The following is a 23,292-nucleotide window of genomic DNA, read 5'->3' as shown; positions in this document are numbered from 1 at the left end:
GTTATACGGTTAGAGCCCCTCCGGGACCCACGCGTCGGGCGTGAGCGGCCGATAGGTCCGAGCGTCGGCGTCGTAGACGTAAATCGGATCGTCGATCGCGGTCGGATTGGCCCCTTCGTCGCGAAGCGTGGTGGTGATGAACTTGAAGCTGTCGGTGTGCTCGAGCGCGTCCACAAGGCGCACAAAACGCGGGTGGGCGGCCGGAAAGAGGTGCTCGTCGACGAGGGCGAAGAGGGCGTCGCCGTCGAACTCGGCGTCGTCGTCGAGGACCATGGCGGCCATGCCTGCGCGGCCGTCGTAGCCGGGGACCTCGACGCCGTAGACGACGGTCATCTTGCAAAAGGAGGCCTCGTCGAGCACCTGGGCGACCTGTTGGGTGGAGACGTTCTCACCGTGCCAGCGGAAGGTGTCGCCGACGCGGTCGACGAACCAGAAGTCGCCGTCGGCGTCGCGGCGCAAGACGTCGCCGGTGTTGAACCAGGCGTCGCCGTCGTGGAAGCCGTCGCGGATGATCTTCTGCTCGGTCTGCTCGGCGTCGAGGTAGCCGTCGAAGTAGGCGAGCGGGTGGCTGTCGGAGATGCGCGCGAGCAGCAGCCCGGGCTCGTCGTCGCCGCAGCTTCGGAGCCGGCCGGCGTCGTCGCGCAGCGGCTGGCCCGAGGCGGCGTCGTAGCGCACCAGCGTGATCTCGTCGGTGCCCGGCAGGGGACGGCCCACCGAGCCCGCTTTCTCGCCGCCGAAGTTTGCCAAGACGACGTTACCTTCGGTCGAGCCGTAGAATTCGAGCACGCGGACGCGCCCGAATCGATCGACTAGCTTGTTCCAGACCTCCGCGCGCATGCCGTTTCCGACGAACATGCGCACCGGGTGGCGGTGTTCGTTGGGCTGCTCGGGGGCGCTGACCAGATACCGGCACATCTCGCCGACGTAGAAGACGACCGTGGCGCCGTAGCGGCGCACCTCCGACCAGAATTGACGCACCGAGAACTCACGCGCCAGCGCCAGGCGAGCGCCGCCGATGAGCGCGCCGCCGCAGCCGACCAAAAGGCCGGTGGCGTGATACAGGGGCAGGGCACAGTAGACGGTATCTTTGGGCGAGAGCATGCACGCGGCAGCCGCGCCGAGTGCGGCCATCGCCCAGCGCCGGTTGGTGATCTTGGCGGGCTTGGGGAGCCCGGTGGTGCCGGACGTGAAGATGAGCATGGCCAGGTCGCCGGCCAGGCCGGCGTTCGCCTCGATGCCCTCGGGCGGCGCGTCGACCTGTGGGTCGAGGTTGGCTTCCAGATCGATGACGTCGTCGGGAAGTGGGCGGTCCTCGTCGTGGGCGCCCAGGACGCCGATGGGGCCGGCGTCGAAGCCTGTGCGCGAGGTGTCGACGTGGGCGGGGTCACACACGAGCCACTCAACGTTGGCGGCTTCGAGCGCTTGTGTCAGCGAGACGCCGCGGAGCCCGGAGTTGAGCAAGACGGCCACCGCGCCGAGGCGGTTGATGGCGGCTACCGCAGTCAACAGGTCGGGGTGGTTGTCCATCAACACCCCGATATGCTGGCCCGGCTTGGCGCCGTCGTCGACCATGGCGCTCAGCAGTTGATTGACGCGGCGGTTGGCCTGCGCGTAGGTGAACGCGCGTCCGTCCCACAAAAAGAAGGTCTTGTCGGGGATGGCGTGGGCCTGCTCTTCGAGGGCGAGGCCGATATTGACCGGCTGGCCGTCGTCGAGGTTTTCGAGCTGGGCCAGCCGCGGTAGCTGCCAGCGCACCGTGTCGACGATATTGCTGAAGTCGCGCGAGACGTCGCCCAGCTTGTGCCACAGCCCGTCGGCGAGCTCGGTGGCCAGGTCGTAGAGCATGCGGGTATTCGAGTCGTCGTTCGACTGCGGGTCGACCGGCTTGGCGTCGTCCTGCGTGCGTTCGGCTTGCGGGCGCAGCAACTCGGGCTTGTCGTCGGCCGCGCCAGCCTTCCAGCGCACCCAGTCGACGACGGTGGGCCAGACGGTGCCCATCGCGGTGGAGCCGACGACGAGGCCGAAGTGGCCCGCCGGGATGTCGACGCCGTGGGTCTCGGTGTCGGGCGCGGCGCGTTCGATGGCGCGTACGGCCGCCGGACGGGCCAGGTCGTCGCGCTGGCCGACGAAGTAGAGGATGGGCGCGTCGATGTCCGACAGGCTAAAGGTGCGCCCGTCGACCACAAAGCCGCCCGAGGCCATGCGATTCTGGACGATGACCTGGTCGATGAAGTCACGGAGCGCCTCGCCGGGCCAATGCACGAACCCATCACCGCCCAAGAAGAGGCGCTTGGGCTCGCGTTGCTCGAGGGCGTCGCGGTCGTGCAGGAGCCCGAAGAAGTCGAGGATCTGGCCCAGCTCCTTTTGCGGGTTGAGGAGCTTGAACCCGCGGCTTGTGAGCCAACCGGGAAGGCCGTCGAGGTCTTCGATGGGGCCCTTGAGGCCCTGACGGGCGACCTTGATGAGGCGCGCGGCGATATCGTCGTGGACTCTGACCGGCAGGTTCTTTCGGATGTCGACCGGGCTGCCGAAGGTGATAATCGACCCGATATCCTTCGCGCGCCGGTAGCCGGCGGCCTGGTAGCAGAACATGCCGCCTTGGGAGTAGCCGAGCAGGTGGACCTTCTGGCCGGTCTCGCGCGCGACGGTCTCGATGGCGTCGTCGACGGCCAGAATATGGTCGTCGAGGGTGCGCTCGAGGCCGTCGTCTTCGGCCAGCGGGTTGCCGTAGTCGCACAGCCACACATCCATACCGTTGGCGCCCAAAAAGTTGATGGCGCTCAACTCCGGCGAGATGTCGTAGATCTCGGAGGTGACCATCAACGGCGGGACGAGCAAGACGGGGGCGACCGCCTCCACGCTGTCGTCACCGTGGTAGTGGCGCAGCGCGTAGGTGCGCTCCTGGCGCACAACGTCAAACGAGGCGCGGTAGGGGGCGCCCAGCCGGCCTCGTTTCAGGATTGTCAGCGCGTTTTTGGCGCCGGCCCCCACGCGGCGAAGTACCCTGGGGACCGGCAACGACTTGCGGTTGCTGTCGGACATGGAGAGGTGACGTTTTAGTTGGTGCGGAAGTACCAGTCGAAGGCGCTGCAGTTATCCAGGGTGCCGTCGAGTTCGCTGTTGTCAGCCTCGCAGAACGTCCCGGGCTGAGCACCGTTGCACGGGGGCCCATCATTGCCGCCGACGGGGCAGATAGCGACCGGGCGGAAGGTGCCGAAGGTGGTGGTCGTCGTCGTGCCGCTCGAGCCGAAGTTAATCTTGCTCGCGTCGATGCTGGCAGTGCTCGAGATGTCGGCGTTGGTGATGGCGCCGTCGGAGATCTTGGCAGAGGTGACCGCGTCGTTGGCCAACTTGGAGTTGGTGACGCCGCCGGTGGCCAATTCGCGCGAGCCCACGGTGCCGGCGGCCATGTCGCTGCCGGTGATGGTGCCGTCGGAGATCTTGGCGCTCGTCACGGCGCCTGCGCCCAACTTGGTGTTGGTGACCGAGCCGGTGGCGATTTTGGCCGAGGTGACCGCGCCGCTGGCGAGCTTGGCGGAGGTGACCGCGCCGTCCTGGAGCATCGACGAGGCGATGCCGCCGGCAGCGACGCGAAGCGACGCTGCGCCGCTGGCGGCTCCACCGGCGAGTCCGTCGCCGGCGTTGACGGCGGTGATATCGCCGCCTGAATCCGAGTCGGTGCCGCAGACGACCGTGCCGTCGGCGAGAATGCCGGTGATGTAGTCTTGACCGTTGGTGCCGTTGCACGCGCCGCTTACGCGCCGTTGCGTCGAGGTGTAGTCGACGGCGAAGGCGCCGCCGGCCAGGCTCAAACCGTTGCCGGCGGTGTAGGTCGTGTCGGCGTCCTCGGCACAGGCCATGTTAGTGCCGTCAGACTTGAGGACCTGTCCGTTGGGGCAGGTGACCAGTCCGATGGTGCTGCCGTTGAGCTCGATGGCGCCCGTGGCGGTGAGTTGGGCGTCGGGCGTGCACTCCCAGGCGCTGCCGGTCCACTTGAGAATGGAGTCGGTAGCGCAGGTGGTCGTGATGCTCACTTGGTTGTTGGCGTCGATCTCGAGCGGCGCGGCTGCCGTGTAGGTGATCGGCTCGAAGTCGGTCGCCGGTCGGCCGTCGAGGGTCTTGGCGTCGTCGGCGCTCGCCGCGCTCATGGCGCGTGCGGCAAACGGCACTGTGGCCAGCCGTTGGCGGGGAGTGAGTTCGTCACCGTTGTTGACCGTCACGCCCAAAAAGAGATCTTGGCTGTCACTAAAGAGGCTCAGGTCGAGCTCGCTGTTGGTGCCCAGGTACGCAGTGAACGCGCCGGCATTGGCCTGCACCGTCTGCGTTTCGCTGAAGAGCACCGCTCCGCCGGTGGCGGCATCGTAGATGTTGAACTCCAAGTCGACGTCGCCGTCGATCGGCACGCCGCTCGAGTCGGTCAGGTAGGCCTGTACCGGAAAATATCCGGGGACTTCTGCCGAGGCCGCCGACGGCACAGCCAACAACAAAATAACGAGCAAAATCAAACTTCTGAGCTTCATAGCTTCTCCTGCTAGCCCATCTCACTGGCTAGCGTTTTCTTCGGTCAGCCTTTCGGCTGACGGTCTGGCACTGCGTGACGCCAAAAAAGATTCTCAAGGACTCACCGGCCCGAACCGGAGGCGGTACTCGCTGTTCGAGGAAGTCCCTCGGGGGATGGGCGCGCCGAAGTTCATCTGTAACTTGAACTCGCCGGAGGTCGTCAGACCTCCGCCGGAGGTCGAGTGGTAGAACTCCGGAGGCCGATAGGTCGGTCCGGTATCCTTTTCGACATCGGGCTCGCCCACATCGCCGGCGTCCGGTTCGACGCCGTTGTTATTATCGGTATCTTCGTCGATCAGCGTGCCACCGTCCTCTCCGCCGGAGGATTGCGGTGGGTCACCGCTGGCGCACGCCGTCAGGAGACCGAACAGAAGGGCAACGGCTATAAGTGGATAGCGCTCGAACATCGCAGGTATCCAGGGGAACATAAAATGGAACACTCCCCCCTACTGTAACGGACCCGAAGCTCAAGACAAAATGGAAAGCGACATTTCTCTGAATACACCCACGCTGGCGGCTACTTGCAGACGGTAGGAAGTGGAACGGCCGCTTCAGGGGCGAGGATGCGGAAGGTGAAGCTCTCTTCGAGGTACAGTTGGACCTTGTCGACGTCGTGACTCAGGTAGCCGATGGAGAAGTCTCGGCCGACGGTAAGCTCGAAGTCGCCGCCGCGAAGGCTTGTGACGACGGCGCCATCGACGCCTGGCGCCCAGATCACAGGACCGTCGAGCATGCGCTTGACGTCTTCGATGACCGGGTAGCCGTCGATATGGGTGGTCGACAGCCCGGTGTAGCAATCGCGGCCGAGCACAATGGCATAGGGCCCACTGACGCCCTCGATACGCAGCCGGTCGAGGGCCTCGGCCACGATGATGGGATAATTCTCGAAGCCGGGCGAGGCCGAGGACTCGAGCCTCGCGCTGACCTCGAAGATTCCATCGATACCTGCTTGGCGAAAGCCGTGGAATACGCTGCGGTCTTCGGCCAAGGCCGCCTTACGGGCCGCGTCGGTCACAGGTTCGAGCTCGGGGTTCTCGGCACCGCGCCCGGCCGCTTCGACCTCGCGTCGGGATAACTCGAAGGGGACGCGGAGTTCGACCAGTGGCTGAACCTTGCGAATGTTGGCCTCGGTGCCTGCCTGCGGGGCGTCGCTCAATGGCTCGACGCGCCCCAGGTCGACCGAGGACTTCTTCCAGCCGTGGGGGCCGGAGAAGTCGACGATCTTGCGGGCGGCGAGGGTGCGCTTGAGCACGCGGACGGCTTCCTCTTCAATCTCGCGCCAAGCCTCCTCGGTGATCGGCGCGCGCTCTCGAAACAAGTCATTCATGATCGCTCCTGTCGCAGACTGCCGATGCCCAGTGAACCGTCGCCGCCGCTGCGAGGACGGGCGTGCCCGCTCGAGCCGCCTTCCTCCTCCTCCTCTTCGAGGTCGACGATACTGCCCTCGGTGAACAAGTAAGTGCGCAGCACTTTGTCCAGGCCCGGGTCGCGTCGCCGTAACCACTCGAGCGTCATTGCTGCGTGCTCGCGCTCCTCGTCGCGGTTGTGGGCGAGGATGGCGGCGAGCTCTTCATCGTCGGTGGCGTCGATGCGCTGCTGGTACCAGTCGATGGCATCGAACTCCTCGACCAACGAGACGATGGCGCGGTGTCGGTCGATCGTCTCCGGGTCGAGTGCCTCGACAGCTTCGTGGAGTTGATTGCTGTTTTTGGCCATGAGCGCTCCGTTGTGCGAATATGGGACTTCGAAAGTGATGGGCACGGGGGAGGGGAGGTCAAGGGATAGGAGGGGGGAAGGAAGGGGGTAGGTAGGGGGCGGGTGTAATTTTTTGGTGTTAGCAGAATAACCGATCGGGGTGGGTCGTTAGTGGGGTGTAAATTCTTGATAACACTGTAATTCTTCGGATGGCAGTCAGTCGTTATCGTTCACGCGTTCAACGCGACGGGAGTTACCCATGTGGCTTTTCGGACGAAAGAAACAGACTGAAGATGCGCCCACGCTCGCCGAGCTATTTCGCGAGGCGCGCGCCCGGCACGGAATGTCGCGCAAGGAATGTGCACACGCGGCGGGTTATCAGAATGTGACCAAGGGTTGCCGTCGCCTGTGCGAAATCGAGCGCGGCGAGGCGGACTTTCCCGACGAGCGTGTGTTGGCGCGCTTTGCGACGGCGCTCGATATCGACGACGAGGAGGTGCGCCGCGCCCAGCGTGTCGAAATCGCACGCCACGACGCGCCGACCGACCCCGAAATCTTGGTCCAGTGGGCCCCAAAAATCGTCGCTCCGCTCGAGTGTTCCTCGAAATTGTCGCGACGCAAGGCGCTCAAGGTCGCGAGTAACTTCGCGCGCAAGAATCACAAAGACGTCGTGGTTTGCCTGAGCGAATTGCGTCGGGTGTATATCGACCCCAATGGAGCGCGCACCGAGACGCTCGAGGTGCCTTGGAGTAGCCTCGAGGGCGAGCTCCCCGACGTTCCGGTGCGCGCGGTTGCCTGAGCCGAGCCCGCGAACGCCTTATGGCCGCTGCTCTTTGCGGTGCTCTTGAATATCGAGAAATACGACCACGCCTACGAGCACCGCCAGGGCCAAAATCATCCAACTCGCGCTGAGCATCGTTGTCTCCGTTGTTGATACTGTGGGGGTTGCATCCAAAGCTACGCAGCTTCGTGCCGATGGCCACCGTTAGGGTTTGTATGAAAATTGATTTGGTTGCGAATGACGGCTGAGTTTTGGTCCATTTTTGCCCGCAAAGCCTCGATTTAGCGCTGCTAAGCCTACGTTTTACGAACAAAAATGGCCTCAAAATCAGCTCGCCCTCGCTCGGGCATTTATTCTCATACAGGCCCTATGCTTGCTGGGCGATATAACTGGCCAGATCGACGCAGCGTCGCGCGTAACCCCACTCGTTGTCGTACCACGCCAGGACTTTGACGGTGTCGTCGCTCAAGACCTTGGTGGAGGCGACGTCGATCAGCGCCGAGTAGGGCGAGCCGATGATGTCCTTGGAGACGAGCTCTTCTTCGCTGACTCCGAGGATGCCGCGAAGTCGCTCGGACTGAGCGGCCTCGCGAAACGCGTTGTTGACGCTGTCGACCGACACCGGGCCTTCCGTGCGCGCGACGAAGTCGATGATCGACCCGTTGACCACCGGCACGCGCATCGCCAAGCCGTCCATCTTGCCTTCGAGTTGAGGCAAGACCTTCGTCGTCGCCACCGCGGCGCCGGTGGTCGTCGGCACAATCGAGGTCATCGCGGCACGGCCGCGCCGCCACTTTTTGTGCGGAAGGTCGACGATGGTCTGCGACGACGTCACCGCGTGCACGGTGGTCAAAAAGCCGCTGGCGATGCCGAATTGGTCGTCGAGCACCTTGGCGACTGGGGCCAGGCAGTTGGTCGTGCACGAAGCGTTCGACAAAACGGTGTGCTTTTCGGGGTTGTACTTGTCCTCGTTGACTCCCATGCACAGTGTGATGTCGGCGTTTTTGGCCGGCGCGCTGACGATGACGCGTTTGGCCCCGGCCTCCAGGTGCTTGGCCGCGTCCTCGCGGTTGGTGAACACGCCGCTCGCTTCGAGCACGATGTTGACTCCCAGCTCAGACCAAGGCAACTCGGCGGGGCTTCGCACACTGAGAAACTTGATGGTTTGATCGCCCCAGTGAAGCTTGCCCTCGCTGGTGCCAACGTCGACGCTCGGCGAGGCGTGGGCCGAGTCGTGGCGTAACAGATAGGCGAGGTTTTCGGGGTCACTCACGTCGTTGATGGCGACGACCTCGAGGTCCTCGGCCTCCATGAATTGACGAAAGGCGAGGCGGCCGATGCGGCCGAAACCGTTGATGGCGACTTTGATGGCCATGGTGTGTCTCCTGGTTGATTCCGGTTATGGGAAGTGCGCTTGTGGGGAGCTGAGTTGTGAGGTGATCGAGTTTTCGGCGACACGTCGAGCCTAAGCGCGCGACTTTTCTCATCAACTCCGGCGTCGGGAGGCGTTTCAGAATTTAAAAAAGCCCCCGGCGACGCGAGTCACCGGGGGCGCGAACAAGAGGACGGCGCTGATTACTCACCAAAGTCGTCGACTTCGAATTCGTCGGCTTCAGTGTCCTGCTCGGGGGCCTGGCCTTCCTCTTCTTGCATTTCGATGCCTTCTTGCTCTTGCTGCTGCATCTCCATGTCTTCTTGTTGCATCTCCATGCCCTCTTGGTCTTGCTGCATTTCGATGCCTTCTTGCTCCTGTTGCTGCATCTCCATGTCTTCTTGCTGCTGCATCTGCTCGTCTTGCTCTCGCTGTTGTTGTTGCTTCTGTTGGTCGGGACCGCCACCAACGGCTTCCGCGGTGGGCAAGACGATCTCGACGCGTCGGTTCATGGCGCGTCCTTCGACGGTGCGGTTGGTTGCGATGGGACGGTCTTCGCCGTAGCCGACCGTCTGTACACGACTGGCATCGACGCCGCGCGAGACCAGAAAGTCTTTGACCGACTGGGCGCGCTCGCGTGACAGGCGCTGGTTGAGTTGGTCGGAGCCCTGGGCGTCGGTGTGGCCCTCGATGACGATCTTTCGATCTTCCTGCATCTGGAGCACGTCAGCGACCTGCTTGAGGCGCTGGCGCGCGTTGGGCAGCAGTTCGGATTGGCCGACCTCGAAGAGTACCGAGTTGTCGAGGGTGATGACCTGACCGCGCCCATCTTCCTGGCGCACCTCGGCGATATCCTCGAGTTTGTTCATGGCCGTTTGCAGTTGTTGTTCGGCTTTCTTGCGCCGCTCGATTTCGACCTCGAGCTTCGAGATGGCGGCTGCGTATTCGCGCTCGCGTTGACGAAGCTGCTCGGCGGTCATGCCCTGGTCTTCGAGCTCCTCTCGAGCCTGCTCGAGCTCTTGGCGCTTCTGCTCGAGCTGTTGTTCGTTCATCTGAGCCATCTGGCGCTGGCGAATCAACTGGCGCTGGTACTGCTCGCGCATCGACTCGGTGCGCGCCAAGAGCTCGCTTTGCTTGGCCTGGCGGGTGGTCACCAGAAAGTTGACCTTACCCTGGGCCATGGCCTCTTGGGAGCGGCGCTTGGCGATATACGCCAGGGTGCGCGTAATCTCCTCGTCGCCCGTCTCTTGAAACTGCTTCTCGGCAGTCAAGAGCGCCTTTTTGGCCTGTGCCAGCTCGGTGGGCGCGTATTTGGCGGCGTTACTCTGTTGAGCTTTTTGATAACTTGCGCGGGCTTCTACGAGTTGCTCGGGCGGCGAGGTGGTCGCGCATGCGCCCAGCATTAAGCTCAGCGCGGCCACTAGGCCGGCGAACTTGAAGCGATGAAGTAATCTCACAACGTCCTCCTGGTCGTCAGTCTCGTGCCGTCAGTCACTGCCAGTCGGCCCGAGGCCGACCAGCCGAGCGGCGGCGTCATTCGATCTGGTTCTCCAGGCGCTCGATCCGGTTTTCGATCTGGCGCACTTGCTGGACCATGCGTCGTTCTTTGGCCAGCGTCAGCGCCAGGTCCGCGTCGGCTTGCGCTCGTGCCAACGACAGGCGCGCCTCATAGTTCTGTCCCTTCTTGAGATAGCGGTTGGCCTTGTTGACCTCGTCGACCGCATAGCTCAGGTACAGCTTGGCCTGGGGGATGGTGTTCGCCCCGATTTCCTGAGCGGCGCGGATCGTCTCGCGCGGTTTGGCGTAATCCTTGGCCGTGACCTGCGTCGAGTCGGCTGTCGCGCAGCCGACCATCGGCAAGATGGCCAGGGCGAGCGCCACGATCGGAATCGAAAGTAATCGCTGCATACAGCTCCTCCTTCGTCTACGTTCCCGTTGATTGCTCACCCGCACCCACGAAGTTAATCACTGCCAAGGGGTGACAAGTGTTTGGGATGCAAGGGGAAACGGTGGGCGGGGTGGAATGAAGCTGCTCCGTTCGCGCGTTGTGTTCGTGCGCGGCGGGCCTCGCGAGGCTCCGTCTGCTTATCCGAAGCTCCGTCTGCTCGTCGCACACCTCGCGTTGTCGTTGAAAAGCGAAGGATCATGATCGAATCGTTCCGTACGTATTTTGAGGCCCTGGCGGTGAACTTGCGCGCGGCCGATGCCATCGACGTGGTGGTCATCGCAACGCTGGTCTACGCCGTCTTCGCTTGGCTTCGTCACCGAGTCTCGCGCGTGGTCGGCTTCGGGATAGCCACCGTGGCGGTGCTCTACTCGCTGGCGCAACTGCTCGACCTGTACCTGACTTCGATGGTGTTCCAGGTGGGGTTGACGGCGATCGTGGTCGCGCTGGTGATTGTGTTTCAGGACGATATCCGCCGCCTCTTCGAACGCTTGCGCACGATGACGTGGTGGGAGCGCGAGCAGTCTGGCGTCGAGCTGGGCGGCGTCGATACGCTCGTGGAGGCGGTCGACCAGCTCGCCGGCCAGAAGATGGGCGCGCTGATCGTGTTGCCGGGGCGTGAATCTCTCGACGTCCACCTGCATGGCGGCATTGAGGCCGACGCGGCGGTGAGCGTGCCGATGCTGATGAGCATCTTTCACCCCAAAACAGCCGGTCACGACGGGGCGGTGGTGATGCGCGGGGGGCGCATGGCCAAATTTGCGGTGCATTTGCCGCTGTCGACCGATCTGAGCAGGGTGGGGCCGGGAGGCACTCGCCACGCGGCCGCGCTGGGGTTGGCCGAGCGCTGCGATGCATTCGTGATCGTGGTGTCCGAGGAGCGCGGTACGATCAGCGTGGCGCGTGAGGGCGACTTGGTCGAAGTGGCCTCGGCGGCCGAGTTGCGCCGAGAGATCGAACGCTTTGCCCGCCATGAAGGCGTCGGTCAGCGCCGGGCGATCTGGCCGCGTTGGGCCACGCGCAACGTCGGGCTGAAATTCGCCTCGTTGGGCATCGCGTCACTTTTGTGGGTGCTGTTTGCCTACCGGGTCGAGACCGTCCAGCGCACCTACGAGGTGCCCATCGAGTACCGCGGACTGGAGTCGAGCTGGTATCTGCAAGATCCCAAGCCGATCAAGGCGCGCGTCGAGCTGAGCGGCTCCGAGCGCACCTTCGACCGCATCGAGCCGTCGCAGCTCAAGATCTCGGTCGACATGGGCAAGATCAAGGAGGGGCCGGTGCAGTTGAGCTTGGGCGATGACCACCTCAACGAGCCGGCGGGTGTGTCGGTGACCGATATCGAGCCGCGAAGCCTGCGACTCAAGGCGCACAAGCTGGTCAAAGTGCAGTTGCCCGTCAAAGCCAGCATCCAGGGCAAGTTGCCCCAGGGATATCAACTCGACCGGGTGATCACGAAGCCGGGGCGGGTCGAGGTGCTGGTCCCCAGCTTTTTGGAAGGCTACGTCACCGAGTTGAGCACCGAGCCGATTCAGGTCGACGAGCTGACCGCCTCGAAGACGGTGCAAAAGAACCTCGTTCTCCCCCAGCACGTGCGCCACAAAGGTCAGAAGCCGCCTCAGATCAAAATTCACCTCGATATCGGCCCCGAAGCAAGGCGCACCGGCGGAGGGCCGTCCCTCTGATTTGGCCTTCTGGCTTGGCCTTCTGGCTTGGCCTTCTGAGTCAGGGCTTCCCACCGCCCAAGTAGCCTCACTCGCCGGCGCGTGACCCCATCTCGATGGCGGCCAGTTCGAGCAGATCGTCGTCGTTGGCCCACGGGAGCAACTCGACCACGCGCATGATCGCCGCACAGTGGATCTCGTGGCGTCGACGGGTCCGCGGGCCCAGCCCTCGGTGATCGAACCACCAGTAGTCGTAGCGCGTGTAGACGAGCGACTCGTACTCCTGGGTGGGGTAGACCCAAAAGACCAGCGCGTCGTCGAAATCTCGCACCTCGATGGTGTGCTCGCCGTCGGCCATTTCCTCGGAAAATTGAGCGTTCGTATCCAGGCGCTGATAGCGATCGAGCAGCTCTTGTAGCGCCGGGGCGGCGTGAACGGGTCGGGTACGCACGTCCAGGATGGACGCGGCGTCGTCGACGAGTTCCTCGCGGAACACACGCATGGCCTCGACCCATTCGTAGGGGTTCATCGTCTCGAGCGAGGGAAACTTCGTCATGGCGTCCTCTGCGGCGTTGGCGAAGGTGGGATGAGCGCGGCCAATCAACCGGCGGGGGGCATTTGCAGGTCATACAATCCCGTCGTTGCATAAACTAAACGCGCTCACCTGGTGTCAACGAACAGAGAAAATCCGCCCTGCGTGGCCCTGCAGCGCCGATTTTGCGCCTGCACACGCAACGATTTGGAAAATTTGCCGAAAACCGTAATGAGAGCCTCGAGCAACTGCACCATCTCGGTGCAGTTGCTTAGGCAGACCGAATCGTTGGAGAGCTTGTGTAGGAGGGTCAATCATGCGTGTCGAACTGTATGTGGTGTTGGTGGGGCTGGGCGTGGTGGGGTGGATGATGCCGCCGGTCTCGTTTGCCCATGAGCCGGTCGCACCGGTCCAGCGCGGCGACGAGGAGCGAGGCGAGGCCGAGGAGGGCGGCGAGCGCGAGTGTGGCGACGACGCCGACTGTCCCGAGCGGCCCAACACGGCTCATTGGTGTTCACCCGAAGGGACGTGTCGCTACGCATGCCGTCCCGGGTGGGGCGACGCCAACGCGGAGAGGATCGTCGACGGGTGCGAGTGCCCCCTTCGAAACGCGGGGCGCGAGGTGTGCAACGGCGTCGACGATGACTGTGACGGCGTGGTCGACAACCCGCCGCCCCATCCGCGTAGCATCGTGTGTCCCTGAGAGTGACGGGCACAACCGGATGGTCTCGGCAAGAAAGCTACCCGACTGTGTTTAGCTTCCGCATTGACGCAGTCCATCAGATTGACGCAGTCCATCAGGATCGACGGCGTGATCGGTGGAGATTAGGTGCCCGGGGCTCGCTGAGATGGGGAGCGGGAGATGATGAAGATCAGCCTTTCTGATTACATTCGCGATGTCCTCAAGGACGAAGAGCCGGTCTACTTTGTCGACCCTGACGGGGAGGTCGACACCGAGACCGATACCTGCCCAGGTTGCGCGGGAAAGGGGCGCTATGTCGGGTTTCGCTGGGTTGAAGACCCGTGTGAGGTCTGCGGGGGCAGCGGTAGCGTGCATACCTGCCGCGCCGACCCCGAGTAGCATGTGCCGCCGTCCCGCGGAGACGACTCTTGTCGAGTCGGCAGCGTCTTGGTCGAGTCGGCAGCGTCTTGGTCGAGTCGGCAGCGTCTTGGTCGAGTCGGCAGCGTCTTGGTCGAGTCGGCAGCGTCTTGTTGCACCGGCGCCTCGGTCTTACCTTCCACCATAAGCAATGCCACTGGCTTTGGGGGAGGTTCTGATGAACGCACGTGTCACGACTGCAGGATGGATAGCTTCATTGAGCTTGGCGCTCGTCACCTTGGGCGCCTGTCACGAGGAGGGGCGCATCGGCGCCGTGCCCGCCGATCCCGGCTTCGATGCCAGTGTCGTCGAGGAGCTGCCCCAGGATGGGGACGCCGGTGCGCGAGCTGACGCCCGCAGCGGCGCCGATGCAACCGTGCTCGCCGTCTCCGAGACCTTCGGCCAACCGTGCGAGGGGCCCGAGGAGTGCTCCTCAGCCATCTGTTTCGAGTACAAGGTCGAGGACGACGAGCAGGGCTTCTGCACCCAGACGTGTGAGGGCCGCTGCGCGATCGACGACCATGTCTGCTTTCTGGGGCACTGCGTGCCCACGACCTACTGTGAAGGTGACGACGGTGGCGGCCTTGGACCTGGCTGCGACGGCTCACCGTGCGAGCGGTGCACCGCCGACGAGCAGTGCGTGGCCGGCGAAGGCCGCGGCGAGTACCGCTGCGTCGCCGACGACGCGTGATGAGTTGGTTGCAGGGGACTTACGGCCGTTGCGGCGGGCGGAAGGGCGGCGACAACTCGCGCGCCTGCGCCTCGGTCAACTCTCCGTGCGGCTCGATGCGCGCGTCCAAGCAGCCCCACATCTGCACGTCGACGCCGTATTGAGAGCGCGACAAGAGCGTGCCGCGACAGATTCTGGTCTCCGGGGGCGGCTCGCTGGTCTCCTGCTCGGCCAGGTCGAGCAAGTGGGCCATCACCTCCGAGGGGATGATGTCGCGCTGGGCCGGGTAAATGAACCCGAACAAGACCAGATGGCTCAACAACACCCGCCAGTGATCGTCGAAGCGCTCTAGCAGGCGCTCCCAGTCGAGATCGTCTCCGCAGGCACGCAAAATGTGGGCGATGTCGGCGCCGTCGTAGCGCTCGCGCTCCATGATGTACGACTTCGACCAGATGATCTCCTCGGGCGGGCAGATCAACGCCGAGACGCCGAAGACGTCGTGTTCGACGGCGTAGTCGAACCAACTGTCGTCGACCCGTGTGCGGGCGTTGCCCGAGTTGAAGATCAGGTCGACGTATTCCTCGCCGCGAAACGCCTTGGCGATCCAAATCTCCGATTCCATTTTGGTGCGAAAGCCCACGTCGGACAGCACTTGAAGGGCGCGCTCGACGTCCGACTCGCGCACAAAGACGTCAAAATCCTTGGTGTAGCGTTCGATACCCGTGTACACCGCCAGCGCATAGGCGCCCCCGACCAAAAAGGGAACCCCCGCGTCGTGAAACGCCTCCATGGCGTCGTGCGCCACAGCGATGCCTTCCTTGGGAATGGTGCCCTCGCCGGGCTCGTGATCTAGCGTCATGAAAGACCTCGTGGTTAGTGGACTTCGAAGGGTGTCACCCGAGACGTCGCATCGAGCGGCGCTGGGGCTCACCCCACACGCCCGAATTATAAGCACGGCCGCAGCTATCGCCTCGCGCAGGTGGCGTACATGGGCGGGGCTGGCGTCGATGGCTGGCCCGCGCTGTTGGACGTCGCCGGTTTGGTCTCGTCGGTGGCTGCGCGTAAATTCGTCGGTGCGTTGTGTATTCGACTCGAGAGCCGGGGATGGCGATGACTTCCAACGAGACGCTGCGGATCGCGGCGATGGCAGACTTGCACTATGGGCGTGGGCAGCGAGACGAGCTGCGCGAGCTACTCGCACAGGCTTCCGAAGCCGCCGATGTGCTGCTCTTGTGTGGCGACTTGACCGACCACGGCCGCACCAAAGAGGCGAAGATGCTCATTGACGACGTCCACGACCACGCGCGCTCGACCAAGGTGTTGGCGGTGTTCGGCAATCACGACCTGGCCAGCGACGACCACGAGGAGTTGATGGAGGTGCTCGAAGACGGCGGCATCGACGTGCTCGACGGCGAGTGCGCCTCGGTCGGCTCGGTGGGCTTTGCCGGGGTGCGTGGGTTCTGCGGCGGCTTTGGCACCCGGTCGGTGCACCCGTTTGGTGAGCGTGAGCTGCGTGACTTCATCAACGTGACCGTCGAAGAGTCACTCAAGCTGGAGACGGCGCTATCGCGACTCGACACCGAGCATCGGGTGGTTTTGCTGCACTACGCGCCCATTCGCGACACCGTCGAAGGCGAGCCTCCCGAGATCTTCCCCTTTTTGGGGTCGAGCCGCTTGGAGGACCCGATCAATCACTACGACGCCAGCGTCGTCTTCCATGGTCACGCCCACAAAGGCGGTGCCAAGGGCAAGACCGCCCATGACATTCCCGTCTACAATGTCTCGATTCCCGTGCTCAAGCAGGTCTACCCCGACCGGCCTGCGTTTCGGCTCTACGAGATCGATCTGAGCGCTCCGAAGAAGGACTGACGAGCAGTGGCGCCGAGATGCTCCCTCAGCCGGTACGAAGCTGCTCCTTGAGTTGCTTGGCCGCCATGGCGTAGCCGCCGTCGGCGCCGTCGACGAAGTGGACGTGGCGCCCCTGAAAGTCGAAGACCAGACACGTCATCAGCGCGCTGTCCGAGCCGTGCAGCCCGTAGGCGAGCTGGCCGCGCTCGCGCTCCCGGGCGAGGCAGGACTCGATACGCCGGCGCTGCTCGTCGCTCACGTCGAGCACCATGCGAAGCGCGTCGTCGAATTTGTGGTAATCGGCGTTCGCGATCACCTCGCGCGGGTAAGCGGTGCCGTCGAAGTCGCCGACACGCCTGCCTGTGCGCATCAGGTAATTGCCCACGCGAGTGCTCAGCGCGGTCTTGGTGGCGTAGGTGTGGTACTTGAAGCCGGCCTTGCGACCGGTTCTCAGGCGCGCCTCGATGCTCATCGCCGACGCCTCGGTGGCCAGGTCGAGCGTGTCGCGAGACAGTGGATGCAATGCCTGCAGCCCACCGGCCGCCTCGAGCTCGTCGAGCACACGCGCGTAGGTGGCGTGGCGCACGGCGCTGTCTTCTCCGAGGGCGACGACCAACACGCAAAGAGTGGTGCCGTTTCGGCTCTCGATGGAGTTCCAACGGCAGTGGAAGCCCTCGAGCAGCGAGGCGTACTCCGAGGCATCGCCCTCGGCCGGCTCGATGCGGTAGTTCTCCCCGTCATCGACGTCTTTGATGAGCTCTTCGGCGACTTCAGCGCCACCTCCCGTCAACATCGCCAACGAGACGTTTTCGGAAGCCTCGTAGCGTGCCACCAGCACCTCGGCGCTGCGGCGGCGGACCTCTGCGACGGGCACCATTCCCACGCGCAGATCCATGTCGAAGCAGTCTTCGGCGAGCTTGGCCACCCCGGCCAGGGCACTCTCGACCGGCGCTTCGACGCTCGCCGGAATGAGCAGCGTCGCGCCATCTCCCCCGAAGACGTAGGGGATATCGAGCTCACCGACCGCGTTGAGCGTGGCGACGATGGAGCCGGTGCCCAGCGCGTTGACCTCCTTGTAGCGCCCCTCCTCGATGGCACGCGTCGAACCCCGCACATCGGTCACCACCACACGCCAAGAGTCCGGTGCAGGTTGATAACGCGACAGGTCAGTCACGTCCGCAAACCGTGGGAACGGGGCCAAGTTCGTGTAGAAGTCGGCGTCGGAAGGGGAGGTGCTCATAGAGACCTTGAGGTGAAATCGTGGCGGCAAGCTACAATGGGAGGCGATGACCAAATTGGGAAATCGCGTCAGCGACATTGCAGCGAAAAACGAAAAAGAACAAAGAAATCTGTACCTTTGCGGAGTATCATTTTCCCGCAAAAATGAGCCGGGCGCGGGCTTCGATGCCGCTCAGAATGCCGTCGCGCGGCCATTGTAGATAGTTTGACCTCGAACGAAAAGGTCGGGCAATCCGACAAAGTTTTTTCCGACCCCTTTAATCATCTGAGGCTTCCCTTAAGTTGGTTTGGTAGAGGGTGACAATGTAGCACACTGTCGTGAAGATGGTGACCCTGTCGCACATTGATTGGTGATGGCGGCAGGTTACCAGAGGACAGACACGCAACGCGCAACCAGGGGAGGCCGACCACCATCTCGCACATGTCATCAACTGACCGCTTTGGGGGCGGTGAGGCGGATGGAAGGCTCGGGCCTCGAGGAGGGAGAGAGCAATGTGAACTGCTTGCAGTAACTGGCGTACTGGCAGGATCTGGATGTACTGAGATGTACCGCTAACTGAACTGCTTCTTTATCTGTGAAGCCAGAGTCAGCCAGCTTCTCGAGACAGTGATTCGGGGGGATGTCCGCTCGGGGGAAAGAGCGTGCTTCCGATGACGGGGAGTCCATTGTGGGCGACTCGCGCTTCAAGGGGGAATTATCGTGAAGCACAAACGCCAAAGCTGGAATTCTATTTGGATGGCAGGAATGCTGGCCCTGATGATGGCCGCCACTGCCGCCTGTGGTAACGTCGACGACTCGACGCCACAGCCCAACGACTCGACGACCACTAACGGCGAGATGGGCCACACCACGTGTGTGACCATCGATGAGACCGTCAACATCAACGATCGCAGCGATCTGGCGCCCTTCGTCGACCTGGAATGCTTCGACGTCCAGGGGCACCTGTTCGTCCAGAACTCCACGAATATCGTCGATCTGAACGCGTTGAGCGGACTGCGCTCGGTGACCGGCTATATCGGCATCGCCGACAACACCGCGCTCAAGTCGGCCGTTCTACCGAACCTCGAGGAAACCGGCGAAGGCCTGGTCTTCGAGGGCAATCACGCCCTCGAGCTGATTCGCCTGCCCGAGCTCGACGAGGTCGGCGGCTATCTGCACATTTTCAACAACCAGAGTCTGGTCGAGGTCGATCTTCCGTGCCTCGAAAAAGTCGGCGGCGACGTCATCTTCGCCGGTGACGATGCGCTGACCAAGCTCAAGTTGCCGTGCCTCAAGTACGTCGGCGGCACGTTCATTTTCGAACACAGTGAGCCGCTCGAGTATCTGTGCCTGCCGCAGCTCAAGCGCGTTGAAGGCGACTTCTTGGTCCACTTCAACCGCGACCTGCTCGCTATCCTGGCGCCCAACCTCGAGTACATTGGCGGCAAGCTCGAAATCCAGCGCAACCCGAACTTGGTCAAGGTCGACCTGCGTGACCTCGACAAGGTCAAGGGCAACGTCGAGATCCTGTTCAACCACGTCTGGTCGAACTGTCATATCCGCGCGCTCATCAAGGGCATCGAGTATATCGGCGGACAGACCATCGTTCAGGGCAACAACACGATGTGCGAAAGCCCGACGATCCACCCGCCGTCCTGGTGCTCGACCGAAGCCTGTGACCGTTGCGAGTGCAAAGGCAAGGACTGCCCGCCACCCGGCGACGACGATGACGACGACGATGACGACGACAAGACGTGCGAAGAGCGCTGCAAAGAGAAGGCGAAGCAGGCCTGCTCAAAATACAGCGGCCACAAGTATAAGAAATGCGTGCGCAAAAAGTATCGCAAGTGCGTCGAGAAGTACTGCGAGATGCCGGGCGACGACGATGACGACGACGACGATGACGACGACATGACATGCGAAGAGCGCTGCAAAGAGAAGGCGAAGCAGGCCTGCTCGGAGTACAGCGGCTACAAGTACAAGAAGTGCGTGCGCAAAAAGTATCGCAAGTGCGTCGAGAAGTACTGCGAGATGCCGGGCGACGACGATGACGACGACGATGACGACGACATGACGTGCGAAGAGCGCTGCAAAGAGAAGGCGAAGCAGGCCTGCTCGGAATACAGCGGCTACGCGTACAAAAAGTGCGTCTACTACAAGTACAAGAAGTGCGTCGACAAGTACTGCCGCGATGGCGACGACGATGACGACGACGATGACGACGATGACGACGACGAGGAATTCGAGGCGTGCACGCCCGGCTACTGGAAAAACCACACCAACGCCTGGTGTGACGAGTACAGCTACGACATGACCCTCGGGTCGGTCTTTACCCTGCCGAGCGAGCTGAGCGGCTTCAGCGGCGACTCGCTGCTCGACGCGCTCAACTACGGCGGCGGCCCCGGCATCGAAGGTGGCGCGAAGATCCTTCTTCGCCACGCGGTCGCCTCGCTGCTCAATGCCTGCCACGATGACGTCAACTACCCGTCGATGGAAGGCCGCCTCATCAATGCTGTCAACATGGCGCTGGCCAGCCTCGACCGCCAGCAGATGCTGCGCCTTGCGTCGACGCTCGACGGCATCAATAACCAATACGAGTGCCCGCTTGGAGGACAGGCCACTCCGATGCCTCGCCGTTAATCGGTAACCGAGGCTAGACACTCGCCGCTATGCGGCACTGACGGCCGGGGCACTCGCCCCGGCCGTTTTCATTTCTTGTGCCCGTTTCGAGCTTCATGAATCTGCCGAAAACCAACTTTAAACCCTTTAAAAGCAATGGGTTCTCCTTACATTGGTTGGTGAGGCCTCCATGTGCGACGGTGTCGCCCTTTCGGGGACATCAGCACACACCGCGGACGCGCGGTGGCTGAACAATCGCTGTTCGTTTACTCAGAACTTAGTAGTCGGGTGCGAGCGGCATCGGGGGAATTGTCGGATGGAAAGCGATGAGACCCGCTCGGGGGAGCTGGGTCGACCCGCTTTGCCTGTCCATCCTTTGCTGCCGTACCCGAGGGGAGTACGAAGTGAGAAACCAAATCAGTAGATTGGCTAGTCTGTTTTCTATCCTATGTGCATTGTTGGTCGGCGGCATCGTCGGTTGTGGCGAAGCTGGCACGACCGGACCCGTCGACTCGCCGACGACACCGACCTCGTCTTCACAGGGTGGGGCGCTCGGCAGTGGCGGCAGCTCGACGAGCTGCCAACTCATCGACCACAGCGTTCGCATCAGCAGCCAGGCCGACCTTCAGGCCTATGCGAACATGGACTGCTTCCGTATTCGGGGGCATCTGTTCATCCAGGACACCGCCGGCATCACTGACCTGAGCGCGCTCGCAGGTCTCAAAAGTGTGTCGGGTTACCTGGCGATCTCGGACAACGCCGATCTCGAATCGGCGGTCGCTCTCGAAGGCCTGACTCACGTCGGCCAGGGACTGGTCGTCGAAGGCAACCACAAGCTCGAGAGCGTCGAGTTCGCTAAGCTGCGCTACGTGGGCGGCTACCTGCACGTGTTCAACAACGCGGAGCTGACCGCCGCCTTGTTCCCGTGGCTGACCACGGTCAACCACGACGTCATCTTCGCCGGCGTCAACAAGCTGGTCGATCTCGACCTGTCGATGCTCACCACCATTTGGGGCAAGTTCATCTTCGAGCATAGCAACGGGCTCGAATTCCTGTGCCTGCCCAAGCTGGTCCACGTCGACGGCCACTTCATCGTCCACTTCAACGGAAGCCTCGAAGGCGTGAGCGCGCCGTGGCTCAAAAGCATCGGCGGCGACCTCGAAATCGAGCGCAATCCGGAGATGGAGCGTCTGTGGCTGCCGTCGCTGGTCGAAGTGATGGGCGACGTCCTGGTGCTGCACCACGCCCAGCTCGAGAGTTGCCTCGTCGACACGCTCGTCGACGGCCTCGAGGTCGGCGGTGACGTCGTCAACGACGGAAACGCCACGACCTGCGAGGTCGACGTGACCGTGCCGCCTGCCGGCTGCGGAGAGATCTGCGTGGACGTCGGTGGCGGTGACGACATCGAGGAAGGCGACGATGACGACGATGAACATGGCGACATCGAGCTGCCCAAGTGCCTCGAAGACGGCGACATCGACGGCTGCAGCCGTGACGTGCTGCACGACCTCGACTGATTGAGCCCTTCACAACACCTACCGACGCCCGCCGGTCTACCGACTACGGTAACGTGGGCGGCCGAGCCCGGCTCCTCTCGTGGGAGCCGGGCTCATTTTTTTGTCACAAGTTTTGTCACAAGCTCGTGCGGGCGCAGAAGAAAACTGGAGCGATCCCCTCGATGTGCGCTAGACTGGGGGCAGCGACATGGCTCTACCAACTCGAGGAAAGACGTGAACCACTCGGCTCGCCGAATTGGCAAAGTGAGCACCTGCGGGGTCATCGGGATCGCGCTGATGCTGGCCGTCAGCGCGTCTGCGTCGGCTCAAGAATCCGGGGACGACGCTCGACCCGCGCACAATGAAGCTCCGGCCGCGCCCTCCGACGCCCAACTCGAACTCAACGACCGCGCCGTCGAGAATATCGTCGAGGGCAACTACGCCCGCGCCGTCGCCCAGCTCGAGGAGGCGGTACTTCGCGGCGAGTTCAATATTCTGTATCTGAACCTGGGCCGCGCTTACCAAAAGCTGGGCAACTGCGAGAAGGCGCGCGCTGCGCTGACCAAAGCGAAGGACGCTCCGGCAGTCGCCGAGCCGGCGCCCCACCTGGTCGAAAAGAAGGCCGATCAATACCTCGCCGAGATCGACGCGTCGTGCGCCGAGGAGACCGACGCGCTGACGACATCCGACGAGCCCAACGGACCGAGGGTGCCTGAAGAACCCTCCGAGCCCAACACCACAAATGACGTGAAGTCGGCGCCCGACACGTCCGCCCCGACGTCCACCGACGTACGCGGACGACGCCCTAACCTCCTCTATCTCGAGGTCGTGGGCCACGGTGGGGCCTCCACGTTCAACTACGAGCGCTTCTTTCACATCGACGAGACGTTCTGGGGGATCGAATACGACCTGGGCGTCGGGATTGGGATAGGTCACTCCGAGGGCGAGTTCGACTTTCTCGTCGGAGATGGCACAGGTCAGCTCACCTCGCTTCCGGTCTATGCCACGACGACCTTCTTCGGCGGCCATCACAGCTTGCTCGTCCAACTCGGCGTGGTCGCCGCCAGCTTCAAAGCGCGCGAGGACGGCGTGTTGACCGGAACGGCCGGGGCGATCACCGGGTTTGCGCAGGCAGGCTACCAATATCAGGCCGACGGCGGATTCCTGCTGCGCGCCACGCTGACCACCGCCAAATTCAACAAACGCGTCGTTTTGCCCGGCTTGAGCCTGGGGTGGAGTTTCTGATTCTTTGAATTCTGTTAACCCGAGCGCACTTTCGCGCTATACTGCCTTTCCGGTATACGCGCGAAACTCAAACCTTTTGCACCTCCGGCACGCAACCATGGACGACGAGTTCGACGACATTGAATGGGAAGACGTCTACTTCGACGGCGACCTATTTGTAGACGACCAGCGCCGAAAGGAGCGCCACGGCGCCCAGGTCAAGGTTGCGTTCTCCTACGACGGCGAGCAGCACAAGGCCATGTCGGGAGATATCAGCGACGGCGGCCTCTTCATCGCCACCGACGAGCTTCTGCCCCGGGACACCGAGTTCAAGCTCGTCTTCAAACTGCCCACCTTCGACGAGCCGCTTCGCGCCATCGGCCGCGTCGCCTGGCTGCGCGAAGAGCCCGGCGAGGAGCCCGACGAGTACAAGGGCTTCGGTGTGCAATTCGTGACCATCAGCGACGAGGCCATCGCCCGGATCACCGAGTTCATCGAGCTGCGCTCGGCGTTGCTATTTGCCGACGACGAGTGAATGCAAGGGGAGGGCTCGCCAGAGTCCTTCGAAGCG

At 63.0% G+C, this 23,292-nt stretch carries 21 protein-coding genes; 10 read left to right on the top strand and 11 right to left on the bottom strand.

All coding sequences use genetic code 11. The features are described from left to right. Positions 1–9 precede the first annotated feature (9 nt). From FIV42_RS02140 to FIV42_RS02120, 5 genes are all read right to left on the bottom strand, one after another. Positions 10–3,042 carry an AMP-binding protein gene (locus FIV42_RS02140; RefSeq protein ID WP_141196077.1) on the bottom strand — a complete coding sequence of 1,011 codons (3,033 nt, stop codon included), beginning with the start codon at positions 3,040–3,042 and terminating at the stop codon, positions 10–12. Between the two features lie 14 nt (positions 3,043–3,056). Next, on the bottom strand, positions 3,057–4,520 hold the full coding sequence (locus FIV42_RS02135) for a hypothetical protein (protein WP_141196076.1): 1,464 nt from the start codon (positions 4,518–4,520) through the stop codon (positions 3,057–3,059). A gap of 93 nt (positions 4,521–4,613) precedes the next feature. Continuing rightward, positions 4,614–4,967, bottom strand: coding sequence for a hypothetical protein (locus tag FIV42_RS02130; protein ID WP_141196075.1), 354 nt, complete (start codon positions 4,965–4,967; stop codon positions 4,614–4,616). Positions 4,968–5,077: 110 nt separating this feature from the next. Continuing rightward, positions 5,078–5,887 carry a family 1 encapsulin nanocompartment shell protein gene (locus FIV42_RS02125; RefSeq protein ID WP_141196074.1) on the bottom strand — a complete coding sequence of 270 codons (810 nt, stop codon included), beginning with the start codon at positions 5,885–5,887 and terminating at the stop codon, positions 5,078–5,080. Further along, on the bottom strand, positions 5,884–6,276 hold the full coding sequence (locus tag FIV42_RS02120; RefSeq protein ID WP_141196073.1) for an encapsulin-associated ferritin-like protein: 393 nt from the start codon (positions 6,274–6,276) through the stop codon (positions 5,884–5,886). The genes FIV42_RS02125 and FIV42_RS02120 overlap by 4 nt, the downstream gene beginning before the upstream one ends. Positions 6,277–6,514: 238 nt before the next feature. Between FIV42_RS02120 and FIV42_RS02115 the strand changes: the two genes are divergently transcribed. Then, the gene (locus tag FIV42_RS02115) at positions 6,515–7,054 is read left to right on the top strand and encodes a helix-turn-helix domain-containing protein (RefSeq protein ID WP_141196072.1); all 540 of its coding nucleotides are present in this window, start codon (positions 6,515–6,517) and stop codon (positions 7,052–7,054) included. A 349-nt stretch (positions 7,055–7,403) separates the two neighbouring features. On the opposite strand, the gene gap is transcribed toward FIV42_RS02115, so the two are convergent. The 3 genes from gap to FIV42_RS02100 all read right to left on the bottom strand — a co-directional run bounded on the left by gap (position 7,404) and on the right by FIV42_RS02100 (position 10,316). Then, positions 7,404–8,411 carry a type I glyceraldehyde-3-phosphate dehydrogenase gene (gene gap, locus FIV42_RS02110; RefSeq protein WP_141196071.1) on the bottom strand — a complete coding sequence of 336 codons (1,008 nt, stop codon included), beginning with the start codon at positions 8,409–8,411 and terminating at the stop codon, positions 7,404–7,406. Between the two features lie 200 nt (positions 8,412–8,611). Then, a complete protein-coding gene (locus FIV42_RS02105) occupies positions 8,612–9,865 on the bottom strand; it encodes an OmpA family protein (RefSeq protein ID WP_141196070.1) in 1,254 nt (417 codons plus the stop codon). Between the two features lie 76 nt (positions 9,866–9,941). Continuing rightward, positions 9,942–10,316 (bottom strand): DUF4398 domain-containing protein, encoded by a 375-nt coding sequence (locus tag FIV42_RS02100; protein WP_141196069.1) that lies wholly within the window; start codon positions 10,314–10,316, stop codon positions 9,942–9,944. A 237-nt stretch (positions 10,317–10,553) separates the two neighbouring features. Here FIV42_RS02100 and FIV42_RS02095 point away from each other — a divergent pair, with 237 nt between their 5' ends. Continuing rightward, complete coding sequence (locus tag FIV42_RS02095; protein ID WP_141196068.1) at positions 10,554–12,035, top strand: diadenylate cyclase; 1,482 nt, start codon at positions 10,554–10,556, stop codon at positions 12,033–12,035. A gap of 67 nt (positions 12,036–12,102) precedes the next feature. Here FIV42_RS02095 and FIV42_RS02090 read toward each other — a convergent pair whose 3' ends face one another. Then, positions 12,103–12,570: a hypothetical protein gene (locus FIV42_RS02090; RefSeq protein WP_141196067.1), complete on the bottom strand. Its 468-nt coding sequence runs from the start codon at positions 12,568–12,570 to the stop codon at positions 12,103–12,105. Positions 12,571–12,862: 292 nt separating this feature from the next. Between FIV42_RS02090 and FIV42_RS02085 the strand changes: the two genes are divergently transcribed. The 3 genes from FIV42_RS02085 (at position 12,863) to FIV42_RS02075 (ending at position 14,336) form a co-directional block, all read left to right on the top strand. Then, entirely contained in the window at positions 12,863–13,249 is a 387-nt protein-coding gene (locus FIV42_RS02085) for a hypothetical protein (protein ID WP_141196066.1), read from the top strand. A gap of 159 nt (positions 13,250–13,408) precedes the next feature. Beyond that, positions 13,409–13,627, top strand: a complete 219-nt coding sequence (locus FIV42_RS02080; protein ID WP_141196065.1) for a hypothetical protein — start codon at positions 13,409–13,411, stop codon at positions 13,625–13,627. 196 nt (positions 13,628–13,823) lie between these two features. Beyond that, positions 13,824–14,336 (top strand): hypothetical protein, encoded by a 513-nt coding sequence (locus FIV42_RS02075; protein ID WP_141196064.1) that lies wholly within the window; start codon positions 13,824–13,826, stop codon positions 14,334–14,336. A 19-nt stretch (positions 14,337–14,355) separates the two neighbouring features. Here FIV42_RS02075 and FIV42_RS02070 read toward each other — a convergent pair whose 3' ends face one another. Continuing rightward, positions 14,356–15,174: a nucleotidyltransferase gene (locus tag FIV42_RS02070; RefSeq protein ID WP_141196063.1), complete on the bottom strand. Its 819-nt coding sequence runs from the start codon at positions 15,172–15,174 to the stop codon at positions 14,356–14,358. Between the two features lie 245 nt (positions 15,175–15,419). Between FIV42_RS02070 and FIV42_RS02065 the strand changes: the two genes are divergently transcribed. Next, the gene (locus tag FIV42_RS02065) at positions 15,420–16,184 is read left to right on the top strand and encodes a metallophosphoesterase family protein (protein WP_141196062.1); all 765 of its coding nucleotides are present in this window, start codon (positions 15,420–15,422) and stop codon (positions 16,182–16,184) included. 25 nt (positions 16,185–16,209) lie between these two features. Here the strand turns inward: FIV42_RS02065 and FIV42_RS02060 are convergent, their stop codons facing one another. Further along, positions 16,210–17,403 (bottom strand): DUF3095 domain-containing protein, encoded by a 1,194-nt coding sequence (locus FIV42_RS02060; protein ID WP_168210330.1) that lies wholly within the window; start codon positions 17,401–17,403, stop codon positions 16,210–16,212. 735 nt (positions 17,404–18,138) lie between these two features. Between FIV42_RS02060 and FIV42_RS02055 the strand changes: the two genes are divergently transcribed. The 4 genes from FIV42_RS02055 to FIV42_RS02040 all read left to right on the top strand — a co-directional run bounded on the left by FIV42_RS02055 (position 18,139) and on the right by FIV42_RS02040 (position 23,256). Continuing rightward, positions 18,139–20,022, top strand: a complete 1,884-nt coding sequence (locus tag FIV42_RS02055; protein ID WP_141196060.1) for a receptor L domain-containing protein — start codon at positions 18,139–18,141, stop codon at positions 20,020–20,022. A 383-nt stretch (positions 20,023–20,405) separates the two neighbouring features. Continuing rightward, positions 20,406–21,518, top strand: coding sequence for a hypothetical protein (locus FIV42_RS02050; RefSeq protein WP_141196059.1), 1,113 nt, complete (start codon positions 20,406–20,408; stop codon positions 21,516–21,518). 213 nt (positions 21,519–21,731) lie between these two features. After that, positions 21,732–22,742, top strand: coding sequence for a hypothetical protein (locus tag FIV42_RS02045; protein ID WP_141196058.1), 1,011 nt, complete (start codon positions 21,732–21,734; stop codon positions 22,740–22,742). A 97-nt stretch (positions 22,743–22,839) separates the two neighbouring features. Then, positions 22,840–23,256: a PilZ domain-containing protein gene (locus tag FIV42_RS02040; RefSeq protein WP_141196057.1), complete on the top strand. Its 417-nt coding sequence runs from the start codon at positions 22,840–22,842 to the stop codon at positions 23,254–23,256. The last annotated feature ends 36 nt before the right edge of the window (positions 23,257–23,292 follow it).

The organism is Persicimonas caeni, assembly GCF_006517175.1.
Lineage (GTDB): Bacteria > Myxococcota_A > Bradymonadia > Bradymonadales > Bradymonadaceae > Persicimonas > Persicimonas caeni.
Note: the sequence above shows the minus strand (reverse complement) of the source record. Positions and strands in the feature narration are given on the sequence as shown.

Coding starts and splice junctions, on each gene's coding strand:
- FIV42_RS02100 (WP_141196069.1), bottom strand. CDS start 10,316: ATGCAGCGATTACTTTCGATTCCGATCGTGGCGCTCGCCCTGGCCATC.
- FIV42_RS02070 (WP_141196063.1), bottom strand. CDS start 15,174: ATGACGCTAGATCACGAGCCCGGCGAGGGCACCATTCCCAAGGAAGGC.
- FIV42_RS02040 (WP_141196057.1), top strand. CDS start 22,840: ATGGACGACGAGTTCGACGACATTGAATGGGAAGACGTCTACTTCGAC.
- FIV42_RS02065 (WP_141196062.1), top strand. CDS start 15,420: ATGGCGATGACTTCCAACGAGACGCTGCGGATCGCGGCGATGGCAGAC.
- FIV42_RS02130 (WP_141196075.1), bottom strand. CDS start 4,967: ATGTTCGAGCGCTATCCACTTATAGCCGTTGCCCTTCTGTTCGGTCTC.
- FIV42_RS02095 (WP_141196068.1), top strand. CDS start 10,554: ATGATCGAATCGTTCCGTACGTATTTTGAGGCCCTGGCGGTGAACTTG.
- FIV42_RS02125 (WP_141196074.1), bottom strand. CDS start 5,887: ATGAATGACTTGTTTCGAGAGCGCGCGCCGATCACCGAGGAGGCTTGG.
- FIV42_RS02140 (WP_141196077.1), bottom strand. CDS start 3,042: ATGTCCGACAGCAACCGCAAGTCGTTGCCGGTCCCCAGGGTACTTCGC.
- FIV42_RS02090 (WP_141196067.1), bottom strand. CDS start 12,570: ATGACGAAGTTTCCCTCGCTCGAGACGATGAACCCCTACGAATGGGTC.
- FIV42_RS02060 (WP_168210330.1), bottom strand. CDS start 17,403: ATGAGCACCTCCCCTTCCGACGCCGACTTCTACACGAACTTGGCCCCG.
- FIV42_RS02115 (WP_141196072.1), top strand. CDS start 6,515: ATGTGGCTTTTCGGACGAAAGAAACAGACTGAAGATGCGCCCACGCTC.
- FIV42_RS02080 (WP_141196065.1), top strand. CDS start 13,409: ATGATGAAGATCAGCCTTTCTGATTACATTCGCGATGTCCTCAAGGAC.
- gap (WP_141196071.1), bottom strand. CDS start 8,411: ATGGCCATCAAAGTCGCCATCAACGGTTTCGGCCGCATCGGCCGCCTC.
- FIV42_RS02135 (WP_141196076.1), bottom strand. CDS start 4,520: ATGAAGCTCAGAAGTTTGATTTTGCTCGTTATTTTGTTGTTGGCTGTG.
- FIV42_RS02075 (WP_141196064.1), top strand. CDS start 13,824: ATGAACGCACGTGTCACGACTGCAGGATGGATAGCTTCATTGAGCTTG.
- FIV42_RS02085 (WP_141196066.1), top strand. CDS start 12,863: ATGCGTGTCGAACTGTATGTGGTGTTGGTGGGGCTGGGCGTGGTGGGG.
- FIV42_RS02120 (WP_141196073.1), bottom strand. CDS start 6,276: ATGGCCAAAAACAGCAATCAACTCCACGAAGCTGTCGAGGCACTCGAC.
- FIV42_RS02055 (WP_141196060.1), top strand. CDS start 18,139: ATGGCAGGAATGCTGGCCCTGATGATGGCCGCCACTGCCGCCTGTGGT.